Here is an 11,281-nt window from a genome sequence, read left to right as displayed (position 1 = left end):
ATTTGTTCTAGCTTTTGACGTTCTTCTTCACTTAACTTCACTTTGTATCGTTTTGCTGGCATAGCTTTTTCCTTAGCTCTTTCCTATGCCTTTATTTTACCCGTCAATTATCCTTTGACTGTCTACTAGCTATATTGAAATTGAAAGGTTTAATTGCACCCTCAGGCAACAGGTATCGCGGCTGTTCAGAAAAACTCTGTCTTTTTCTAAAAAACTAGAAAATCATATTGGCACTATTTGGAATTTTATTCATCACGGTAGTCCTAAAAAGGTAAGGATAGACTGCGCTTCGCGCAGCCTATCCTTACCTTTTGACATCCTTTCCTTTGCAGGATTACCACATTTTGCTTGGATAAATGGAGCAACTCAGGTTATTGGTGTCACAGCGCCTGGCAGAGCGACAGTCATATCTTTACGAATTAATAATGAGTATATTGTCGCAACAAGAGGTATTTGGGCTGCTAGAGACTGGCATCCACCTTAATTAATCGCAATTTTTGAAGATGATATTGATCGCAGATTTTGTCTACAAGTCTCTATTCGCGATCGCCATGTTTCTAAAAAATCTTGGCAGTGCATTTTCTTTATGTACATAAAAAATAGAAGAAAATGTATATCAGTCTTTAGTTTAGATTACACCCCGTAATTTAGGGAATAATATGCAGTAATTTAAATATGTGCGTTTACTAAAAGAGATATGACCCCGACCCTCCCCACCGAGCAGATCGATCGCATTGTGTGGAATCAACACCACGACCCCTTTACAGTCCTTGGTCCCCATGAAATTGAGCAAGATGGTAAGTCGGTATGGGTGGTTAGAGCGTATCTACCCGACGCAGAGGCAGTCTATGTAGTTACGCCCGATCAGCACAAAGAATATCCGATGCATTCGGTGCATCATCCCCACTTTTTTGAATGTGTGATTAGCGATGCGCCCCACCTGTTTAGCTACCAATTCAAAGTTAAGTCGGGAGACAGCGATCGCCTAATTCACGATCCCTACTATTTCAAATCACCATTGCTGACCGAATTTGATGCCTATTTATTTGGTGAAGGCACACATTACCAAATTTACGAAAAAATGGGCGCACACCCCACCACCATTGACGGTGTAAGTGGCGTTTATTTTGCAGTCTGGGCTCCCAATGCGCGTAACGTCTCGATCATTGGCGACTTTAATAGCTGGGATGGACGCAAGCACCAAATGCGTAAAGGTAATACAGGCATTTGGGATCTGTTTATTCCTGAATTAGTCGTTGGTACTGTTTACAAATACGAAATTAAGAGTCCTGAAGGACATATCTACGAAAAATCCGATCCCTACGGTTATTTTCAAGAGGTGCGCCCCAAGACAGCCTCAATAGTCACCGATCTCAGTACCTACGAATGGAATGATCAGGCATGGCTAGAAAAGCGTCGCACTGAAGATCCTCTTAAAAAGCCAATCTCTGTCTACGAGATGCACCTTGGTTCGTGGATGCACGCCTCCGCAGCCAATCCTCCCGCTAGTGGCTATCCTGCGGTATCGGCAGCTGATCTTAAACCAGGGGCAAGATTTCTCACCTATCGCGAACTCGCCGAGGACCTGATCCCCTACGTCAAGGAGATGGGCTATACCCACATTGAAATGATGCCTGTGGCTGAGCATCCCTTCGATGGCTCATGGGGCTATCAAGTGACGGGTTACTATGCCGCCACGTCGCGCTACGGCACACCCCAAGACTTGATGTACTTCATCGATAAGTGTCACCAAAATGATATTGGCATTATTGTTGACTGGGTTCCGGCTCACTTCCCCAAGGATGGACATGGTTTGTCCTTCTTTGATGGCACATTTCTGTATGAACCTGCTGATGAGCGCATTGGTGAACATAAGGAATGGGGAACCAAAATCTTTAACTACAAGCGCAGTGAAGTCAAGAATTTCTTGATTGCCAATGTGCTGTTCTGGTTCGATAAATATCACATTGATGGTATTCGCGTTGATGCAGTCGCCTCAATGATCTATCGCGATTACAACCGAGATCCCGGAACATGGTTAGCTAATGAGTACGGTGGTCGTGAGAGTCTCGAAGCGATCGAGCTATTCCGTCATCTGCACAGCATTCTATTCACCTACTATCCAGGTGCTTTATCGATTGCCGAAGAATCCACTTCATGGCCGATGGTGACCTGGCCCGCCTATTCAGGTGGTTTAGGCTTTAACCTCAAATGGAATATGGGCTGGATGCACGACATGCTTGATTATTTCAAGCTTGATCCCTACTTCCGTGGACATAACAACAATTATCTTACCTTTAGCATCTGGTATGCCTTTAGTGAGAACTTCATGTTGGCGCTATCCCATGATGAAGTGGTGCATGGTAAGAGTCCGATGATCGGCAAGATGCCTGGGGATGAGTGGCAGAAGTTTGCCAACTTGCGCTGTCTCTATGGCTATATGTTCACTCACCCAGGCAAGAAAACCATGTTTATGGGCATGGAAATCGGACAATGGGCAGAATGGAATGTTTGGGGCGATTTGGAATGGCATTTGTTGCAATATCCGAGCCACAAGACTCTGCAAAAATATGTCAGCGATCTGAATAAACTTTTGCGATCGCTACCTGAGCTTTACACTCAAGACTTCACTCAAGATGGATTTGAATGGATTGAGTGTAATGATACCCAAAACTCCGTAATCTCTTTCTTGCGTAAAGGATTAGATGGCGAGTTTGTCTTAGTTGTCTGCAACTTTACGCCTGTTGTGCATCATAACTATCGTGTTGGTGTACCTGAGAAGGGCTTCTATAAGGAAGTGCTTAACAGTGATGCGCCGATCTACGGCGGTAGTGGTATTGGCAATCTGGGCGGTAAGTATACTGATGACTATGGAACTCACGGCAAACCCTATTCAATTGATGTAACTGCACCACCATTAAGTGTAGTAGTGCTGAAATACATCGGCGAAGTGTAAAAAAGTGTTTATATACTTGAAAGTTTTCACCCCCCTCAGTCCCCCCTTTCAAGGGGGGAAGTCTAAGTTATCCCCCTTTCAAGGCGGAGTTAGAGGGGGTTCTAGAAACTTGGTGCATCAAGTATATTAATGCTTAAAAGAAGGGGGCGCTTTGCGCCCCCTTCTTTTATACTCCTCGAAAACCACCCATCATTTCCTCTGCTTCAGGAAGATTTGGATTCTTTAATTCTCGACTAATTTTTGTTTGGTAGCGATTGCCGATAAAACTAAATATGAACCCGATTAACAAAAGGCTGCCGCCTAAATATTGGGCTTGAGTGGGAACTTCTGCCAAAATCAAATAAGCCATAATAATTGCGATGATTGGGTTGAATAAACTGGCTAAATTTAGTTCTGTAGAAGTAGCATTTTTCAGCCCTGCTAACCAACATATTTGACCAGTCACCACAATTACAGCAGCATAGATGAGCATCCATTGCCAGAGCAAAGGCGAAAAGACATCCTGAAAGTGTTCTACTCCATAAAGTACATTCGCTAATATAAAGAAAATCACAGTTCCCAACGCATTACGATAAAGGGTCATAATCCCTAATGGAATCGCCCGTAATTGCAATTTACTAACAATCGTGGAAATGGAAACAATCACCGCCGCGATCGCTACTAAAATTTCGCCAGTGCCAATCGCAAATCCTCCCATCATCATCATTTTGCTACTGGATGTTGTTAAAAGGGCGGTGATGACAACACCTGCAAAGGATAAGAAAGAACCTGCAATCGTCCAAACGTTAACTGATGCACTTAGTAAACAAATATTTAATATCAATGTCAAAATTGGCTCAATCCGCCCAATTAGGACGATATTAGTGACATTTGTTTGTTCAAGCGCAGCAAAGATTAAAGCTGGGGCGATCGCGCCAGATAGAATGCCCATGATGGTGAGGCTAATCCAATTGCTAAGAGATATTGCCTTGAGATTCTTAATTTTCCAGTCTTGATGAAAGATGCAAGCCATCAATCCAAAGGCGCAAATATTGCCTACAAACAAAACATTACAGAGTGAGATGGGATTTCTACCATCGATTAAGTTCTGTTTGCCAATGGCTACAATTTTGCGAGTAATCGAGTTAGAAGATGCAAAAATCAAGACCGCAAGGGCAAGGTAAATTGAGCTAGGAGTTCGTTCTAAAAATTTCTGAATATTATTGATTTTCACTATGAAAATTTACGTAAGGGGATTTAGAGGTATCTACAGCGATTTGCGCTCAAATCCGAACCAAAAAAGTTAAAAGTGTTGCAAGGCAATACTTTTAACTTGATCATAGGTTGCTGTAAATAGGCTCTAGATTGATTGGAACGTAAAAAGCTGTAGATTTTGGACAGGTTCTCGTTTTGGAATCGCAAGGACGCAGATATTCTTTTTGCCAACTATAAGGTATCGATAATAAATCTCTAGCACCAGTCATTCCCTGTCCAATAAATAGAAGTAAAGCAAAACAGTTAAGAATGATGTGGATATTCCGCCAGCGATTTTGTTTGTCCTTATAGATATCTTGAGTAATAGCAACCGAAATAATCATCAATATCGCGGCAGCAATACCATAGTAATAATGAGAGAAAAACCATTCATTGTCCCGCCGAAACACTTCTGGCTGCGCCCCTAGCACAATCAATCCAATTGATGTTAAAGCTGCAAAAATATTGCGCCCCAGTTTGACCTTAGCCTTAAATAGAAATGTAAATGACGCGATCGTGGCGATGAAAATAGCGACTACAAAAAACGCCCGCAAAGAATCCGTGGAGAAGACATTATTTTTGAGAAATCTGGAAAAAATTGGATAAGCCATACCCAATAGGGCAACTCCTACGACTGAGATGCTCAACCAATTGCCGATCGCTACATGTTCAGATCCCACAACTGGAGGAATCTTGCTTTTTTCGCCATCAATGACTTGCAAGCGACGCTGACGAACCAGCCAAGCGCGATTTGTGACAATGCCGATTAAAGGAAACACCACAATAACCGCGATCGCAGGATGTACTAAAGCAAAAAAATCTTCTAGTTCCATTGTCTTAATCCACGAATTAATATAGTAATTTTCACATTAATTCTCTGATTTGTAAAAGGAACATTTTCTGAAAACTAAAAAGAGATGGCGTGTTCTGCACGCCATCTCTTTTTGGATAAACAAAGTTACTATAAATTTAAGAAGCCTTGGCGACTAAGCGATCGCGAGAATTTGCATAGTTCACGACATCAGGATGATCATGTTTCCAAGAACGAGCATGTAAAAACGTAGGCAGTTCAATTTTGCTGGTGGGAACTATGTCTATAATTTGAGATTGGTGCTGGCTTTCCAGCGATTTTATTGCATCTTGAGAATTATCTTCAATTTCACTTAAAACCTGTAAAGCTAGATGGAGATGGGCTTCTAGATATTTAATTCGATTTTGTAAGGCTTCGATGGTCGCTTCTTGTGTATTCATAACATGATCTCCACCAGTTAGCTGATACTGATTTTTTTATCCAAATCTTTGTAGTAGAGTCTAGTCCTTATATCTACATATCATCATCCTACCAAAGCATGATCCTCAGCGCTTTGCACTCCAACCCAAACCAAGAAGTTTTTTGAAAGTGTTGCTTCGCAACACTTTCAAAAAACTTCTTGGTTTGGGTTGGACCAGAATTTGATGTAAGAGAGAAAAGCTGATAAGGTTATTGATTCTAGGGAATCTGTAAGAGAAAGATTAATGTATGAATACATCAATAATTGAAAGTAATGAGAAATTTGTAACGCTGCAAATTACGATACCATACAGCAAAACCTTCTTAGAAACAGAAGCAACCATCCAATCTGTGTTAAATGAAGCAGGAACAATCGCAAGTGGCGAAGCATTAAAACAGTTGGAATACGGATGAAATGCCAATAGAGGTAGAGGGGAAAATATTGACGAGTAAGGGAAAACAGGGGAAAACGTATCAAACGCCCTATGGCAGGATCGTCATAAACCGCAACGTTTATCAAGCGAGTACAGGAGGAGCAACATACTGTCCGTTAGCAGTAGATGCAAGGATCATCATTACCTCAACGCCAAGATTAGCCAAGCAGATCAGCCACAAATATGCAGAAATGAGTAGTGTGAGACTAGTCGAAGACTTACAAGAGAATCATGGAAGAGATGTACATCGTTCCTTCGTGCAAACCTTAGTCGAGGCACTTGACAGTCTCAAGCTTGGATCGATACTCATTGTCACATCCTTAAACATGAAGTTGAGAAGGCTTCTAGGTTACTTGCAGAGATGCAAACTATTCAACCCAATCGTGTTTCTCAATCGATTCTCCAAGGGCTTCAAGATGCTATTACTTATTTTCGCAATCATCATCACCAAGTGCTTTATGTTGAAGCCATCTCCTCGAATTTACCAATCGGTTCGGGGATCACCGAATCGGCTTGCAAAGTAATTATCAAGGCTCGGTTGGGGTGTTCTGGCATGAAATGGAAAGATTGGGGCGCTTCTGTAGTTTTGAGCCAACGACCTTTGTCTTACACCAAAGGTCGTTGGCAGCAATTCTGGTCTAAAGTCAATCGCTATGGTTTCTCTCTCTAATTCCTACATCAAATTTTGGTCACACCCTCCTAAATGAGTTGTAAGGTTTGGCGGGTTGTGAAATTGCTCTCCTTCAGGACACAATCTCACAATCCTCTTAAGATTTCTATACAAAAAGTGAAAAATAGAATCAAACCTCAAAAAGGAGATCTAATGATTTGTGCGGCATCTTCTTTTTTGATTAACCTCAGTTCAGATTAATTTCAAGCTATCTCCTAAAGAGGTTTCGAGGCGCGAAACCTCTTTAGGAACCCAAACAGTAAAAGCCTCGCGAAGCGAGGTTTTTACTGTTTGGGCTTTTAAAATTTTGTCGCTTATCCTGAACTGACGTTTTATTAGGATTACTCAGGCATTGTGTCTTGGCAATCCTAATCAAACGTTAGTTCGATGAAAGCAGAAAATGGTAAGCGATTCTTACCATTTTCTGACATTTGCGGCGTGCGAAGCACGCTGCAAATGGTTATATTGAACTTACTTCAAATATACCAGACTATTTTAGTCTGGTATATTTGACGACTATAAATCCCTGTGTTAGAGTGCATCTCAATCAAGAAATTACATAAAAACCTTTAACGAATAGAAAGGCAACCAAGAACATGACTGCAACGATTGTTTCTCCTTACACCAGCGATCGCGTTGATACATTTAGTAATCTCAAGTGCAAAGAGTGCGGTGCAGAATATGAAGCCAAAGCGATGCATGTTTGCGAACTGTGCTTTGGTCCTCTAGAGGTTGCCTATAACTATGATGCGATCGCCGCTAGAGTCAGCCGTGAAACTATTCAAGCTGGTCCCCTCTCAATCTGGCGCTATCGCGATTTCCTTCCAGTCAAGACTGACGACTATATCGATGTATCCACTGGCATGACTCCTTTGATCAAGGCAAACCGCCTTGCCAAGCGTCTCGGCATCAAAAATCTCTACATTAAAAATGATGCTGTGAACATGCCCACCTTGAGCTTCAAGGATCGGGTGGTATCTGTAGCCCTCAGCCGCGCCCGTGAACTTGGATTTACCACTGTTGCTTGCGCTAGTACTGGCAACCTTGCCAACTCCACCGCCGCGATCGCTGCCCATGCAGGCTTAGAATGCTGTGTGTTCATTCCCTCCGACCTCGAAGCAGGTAAAGTCCTCGGTACAACCATTTACAATCCCAAAGTTTTCTCGGTACATGGTAATTACGACCAAGTAAACCGTCTTTGTTCAGAAGTAGCCAACACTCACGGGTGGGGCTTTGTCAATATCAACCTCCGTCCTTATTACTCTGAAGGTTCCAAGACCCTTGCCTATGAGGTTGTCGAACAACTCGGATGGAAGTTACCTGATCACATCGTTGCACCTCTGGCTTCTGGCTCTCTATTCACCAAGATTTACAAAGGCTTCAATGAATTTGTGAAGGTTGGCTTAGTCGATGACAAAGCTGTTCGATTCAGTGGCGCACAGGCTGAAGGTTGTTCACCGATCGCTGCTGCTTACAAAGAAGGTCGCGACTTTATCACCCCTGTTAAGCCTAAAACCATTGCAAAGAGCTTGGCGATCGGTAATCCTGCGGATGGTATCTATGCGATCGACATTGCTCACAAGACCAACGGCAATATTGAGTCAGTAAATGATGATGAAATTATCCAAGCAATGAAGCTGCTTGCTGAAACTGAAGGTATCTTCACTGAGACTGCTGGCGGTACGACGATTGCTGTTCTTAAGAAATTAGTGGAAGCTGGCAAAATCGATCCTGAAGAAACCACTGTTGTCTACATCACAGGCAATGGCTTGAAAACTCAAGAAGCAATCCAAGGCTATGTTGGTGAGCCATTCTTGATTGAGCCAAAACTTGACAGTTTCGAGCGTGCGCTAGAGCGTTCCCACACCCTAGATAAACTAGAATGGCAAACTGTATCCGTCTAATTTTATCCGTTTCCTAAAAAACAAGAGCAGTGCAAAGCACTGCTCTTGTTTTTTATAGTCGGGAATTATGGAATCTGAATTTAATCCGCTTATACCAAATCATAAAAGAGAGACAATAAATAGAGCATCAAAGTATGGAATCTCTACTGCCTTCTCTGATACAAGAGGAAATTCCCTCTTGGTTGCCCTGCTGTGCTAGCGGCAAAAAATTCATGCCCTAAGTTCCACGTAAAATCAATTATTAGGTAGCTAGGCATCAAAAAGCTGAAGATGCAGCTAAGATCCCCGACTTTTTCTTGGCAATCTATAGATTAGTTCTGCTAGTCACCAAATCGGGGATTTGGGTAATTACAGTTTTCTTTTGCTGACCTACCTATGGCGATCGCATAGCCTCTCTTTCAAAAAGTTTCTTGGTTTGGGTTTGAGTGCAAAGCGCTATAAGTAAGATTTTAAATTTGGTGTAGACTGAATCAATTAATTTTTAACAAAAATTTCTCATGGATATCATTACACCACTTGTGAGTTTTCTGGCTCCTCATTTGCCGACACTTTTAGCATTAGGGAATAAAGCCTTGGGCAAAGGGGCTGAGAAGTTGGGTGAAAAAGGGGCTGAAGAAATTTTTAAGAAGCTATCGCCTCAGTTAGAGACTAAACCCAGTGCTAAGGAAGCGGTGGTTTATGTTGCGGAAAATCCTGATGACGCGGATGGGTTGGGGCAGTTGCGTTTGCAATTAAAGAAGATTCTGGAGGCTCCAGAGAATGCGGTTTTGAAGGCGGAAATTGCGAAGATTTTAGAGGGAGAAGAGGCTACGGAGAAGGGCAAATTCAATATTAATGCTCAGGGTGCGAATATTGGGGTAATCGGCGATCGCGCCAAGATTGACAATATGAATTTTGAGAAGAAATCCTAAATTTGCACCAATAATCATCAATAATCACCAGATTATTTCTATTCGTTCTTTTTGGTCGTTAAGGACTGCTCTCTTAACTGATGAGTGAATCTCAATACAGCATTAATGCTCAAGGTGCGAATATTGGAGTAATTGGCGACCATGCCCAAGTCACCCAAAATATCTATCTGCAATCGGTTGATTATCAAAGATTGGTGGAGCAGATTCGGGAGACTCAGGAAAGTTTGGAAGATGTGCCAGCGTCTAAACCAGAAAGGCGTTTGAAACTTGCTGGGCGACTGCAAGAACTGAAGGAGCAGTTAGAGGAGTTTAAGAGTAACGTTTTTAAGTTATATGAAACTTTTACTAAGATTGAGATTAATACGGAACGGTTAAGGCAGGCTAAGGCGCATTTTGATAAGGGGGAATTTCGAGAGGCGGATGCGGTGCTGAAGGCGAAGGAGATGACCGAGGATCTCGATAAGCTGATCGAGAGGGAGAGGCAACTGGATCGCCAAAGGGACAATGTGAGGGACAGTAAAGAGCAGATCGCTAACGAGTTTTTAATTAAGGCGCGGCTATGGTCAACTTTTTATGACCAACCGAATCGTTTAGAGCAAACTTGTGAATATTTTGAAGAAGCTTTACGAGCGGCTCGGACAGGTGAAAACTTGTTTGAATATGCAGTATTTTTGCAAGCGCATTATAAGCTCAAGCAAGCGGAACAGCTATATCAAGAAGCCTTAGAGATTTATCGAGAATTAGCGACCGAGAACCGTGCTACTTTTCTGCCAGTTGTGGCAATGACGCTGAACAATTTGGCGATTTTGCATAGGAATACCAATAAATTGGCGATTGCCCTGTCGGAATATACGGAAGCCTTAGAGATTTATCGAGAATTAGCGCCTGAGAATCCTGATACTTTTCTGCCAGTTGTGGCAATAACGCTGAACAATTTGGCGATTTTACATTGGAATACCAATGAAATGGCGAGCGCCCTGTCGGAATATACGGAAGCCTTAGAGATTTATCGAGAATTAGCGACCGAGAACCGTGCTACTTTTCTGCCCAAAGTGGCAACAACGCTGAACAATTTGGCGAATTTGCATAGTGATACCAATGAAATGACGAGCGCCCTGTCAGAATATACGGAGGCTCTACAGATTAGGAGAGAATTAGCGACCGAGAACCGTGCTACTTTTCTGCCCAAAGTGGCAACAACGCTGAACAATTTGGCGAATTTACATCAGAATACTAATGAAATGGTGAGCGCCCTGTCGGAATATGCGGAGGCTCTACAGATTAGGAGAGAATTAGCGACCGAGAACCCTGCTATTTTTCTGCCATACGTAGCAATGACGCTGAACAATTTGGCGGCTTTGCATTGGAATACCAATGAGATGACAATCGCCCTGTCGGAATATACGGAAGCTCTAAAGATTTATCGAGAATTAGCGATCCAGAATCCTGCTACTTTTCTGCCATATGTGGCAGGTACGCTGAACAATTTGGCGATTTTGCATAGTGATACTAGTGAAATTACCCTAGCAATGTCGGAATATCAAGGGGCTTTGCAGATTTATCAAGATTTTGCGAAAAAGAGTCCTGCTGCTTTTCAGCCAAAGGTAGAGATGGTACTTAAAAATATAGCGATTTTGCAAAATGCGATTGATGAAAGGAATATCTCTGGGATTGAGAATGGACAATCCTCACCCACAAAGCCGAGAAGTAGGTCAATAAAATCACGTTCTTGGATGCAAAATATTTGCCGAGGTATCAAAAATTTGTTTAGACAGAGTTAACCCATAAATTGTTAGTGTGATTATTTATTCTCGCCCATAGATATAGATCTGTAGATACTGTCTTGAGTACCAGAAAGTCAAGAGGGAATTTGAACAAAATTAGGATCGAAAGAACGCTGAGA

General features: G+C 42.3%; 7 protein-coding genes and 2 pseudogenes. 6 read left to right on the top strand and 3 right to left on the bottom strand.

Annotated elements, in window-relative coordinates:
- Positions 1-124 precede the first annotated feature (124 nt).
- Both B9G53_RS24715 and glgB read left to right on the top strand, forming a co-directional pair.
- A pseudogene (locus B9G53_RS24715) lies at positions 125-256 on the top strand (IS1 family transposase); the annotation flags it as partial.
- Positions 257-697: 441 nt separating this feature from the next.
- On the top strand, positions 698-2,956 hold the full coding sequence (glgB, locus tag B9G53_RS24710; protein WP_094536087.1) for a 1,4-alpha-glucan branching protein GlgB: 2,259 nt from the start codon (positions 698-700) through the stop codon (positions 2,954-2,956).
- 166 nt (positions 2,957-3,122) lie between these two features.
- Here the strand turns inward: glgB and B9G53_RS24705 are convergent, their stop codons facing one another.
- The 3 genes from B9G53_RS24705 to B9G53_RS24695 form a co-directional block, all read right to left on the bottom strand.
- Positions 3,123-4,169 (bottom strand): DMT family transporter, encoded by a 1,047-nt coding sequence (locus B9G53_RS24705; protein WP_217901673.1) that lies wholly within the window; start codon positions 4,167-4,169, stop codon positions 3,123-3,125.
- Positions 4,170-4,272: 103 nt separating this feature from the next.
- Positions 4,273-5,022 carry a DUF4079 domain-containing protein gene (locus tag B9G53_RS24700; protein ID WP_094536085.1) on the bottom strand — a complete coding sequence of 250 codons (750 nt, stop codon included), beginning with the start codon at positions 5,020-5,022 and terminating at the stop codon, positions 4,273-4,275.
- A 136-nt stretch (positions 5,023-5,158) separates the two neighbouring features.
- The gene (locus B9G53_RS24695; RefSeq protein ID WP_094536084.1) at positions 5,159-5,440 is read right to left on the bottom strand and encodes a hypothetical protein; all 282 of its coding nucleotides are present in this window, start codon (positions 5,438-5,440) and stop codon (positions 5,159-5,161) included.
- Positions 5,441-5,708: 268 nt separating this feature from the next.
- Between B9G53_RS24695 and B9G53_RS24690 the strand changes: the two are divergent.
- The 4 genes and pseudogenes from B9G53_RS24690 to B9G53_RS24675 all read left to right on the top strand — a co-directional run bounded on the left by B9G53_RS24690 (position 5,709) and on the right by B9G53_RS24675 (position 11,159).
- Positions 5,709-6,563: pseudogene (locus B9G53_RS24690) on the top strand (hypothetical protein).
- A 596-nt stretch (positions 6,564-7,159) separates the two neighbouring features.
- Positions 7,160-8,467, top strand: a complete 1,308-nt coding sequence (thrC, locus tag B9G53_RS24685; protein ID WP_094536083.1) for a threonine synthase — start codon at positions 7,160-7,162, stop codon at positions 8,465-8,467.
- Positions 8,468-8,964: 497 nt separating this feature from the next.
- Positions 8,965-9,378, top strand: coding sequence for a hypothetical protein (locus B9G53_RS24680; RefSeq protein ID WP_094536082.1), 414 nt, complete (start codon positions 8,965-8,967; stop codon positions 9,376-9,378).
- An 80-nt stretch (positions 9,379-9,458) separates the two neighbouring features.
- Positions 9,459-11,159: a tetratricopeptide repeat protein gene (locus B9G53_RS24675; protein WP_094536081.1), complete on the top strand. Its 1,701-nt coding sequence runs from the start codon at positions 9,459-9,461 to the stop codon at positions 11,157-11,159.
- The last annotated feature ends 122 nt before the right edge of the window (positions 11,160-11,281 follow it).

The sequence above is a fragment of the Pseudanabaena sp. SR411 genome (genome assembly GCF_002251945.1).
Classification (GTDB): Bacteria; Cyanobacteriota; Cyanobacteriia; order Pseudanabaenales; family Pseudanabaenaceae; genus Pseudanabaena.
The sequence above is the reverse complement of the archived record's forward strand: the minus strand, read 5'-3'. Positions and strand labels throughout refer to the sequence as shown.

Bases quoted from the DNA above. Each gene is read 5' to 3' on its own strand.
- glgB (WP_094536087.1), top strand. From the start codon at position 698: ATGACCCCGACCCTCCCCACCGAGCAGATCGATCGCATTGTGTGGAAT.
- B9G53_RS24700 (WP_094536085.1), bottom strand. From the start codon at position 5,022: ATGGAACTAGAAGATTTTTTTGCTTTAGTACATCCTGCGATCGCGGTT.
- B9G53_RS24695 (WP_094536084.1), bottom strand. From the start codon at position 5,440: ATGAATACACAAGAAGCGACCATCGAAGCCTTACAAAATCGAATTAAA.
- thrC (WP_094536083.1), top strand. From the start codon at position 7,160: ATGACTGCAACGATTGTTTCTCCTTACACCAGCGATCGCGTTGATACA.
- B9G53_RS24680 (WP_094536082.1), top strand. From the start codon at position 8,965: ATGGATATCATTACACCACTTGTGAGTTTTCTGGCTCCTCATTTGCCG.
- B9G53_RS24675 (WP_094536081.1), top strand. From the start codon at position 9,459: ATGAGTGAATCTCAATACAGCATTAATGCTCAAGGTGCGAATATTGGA.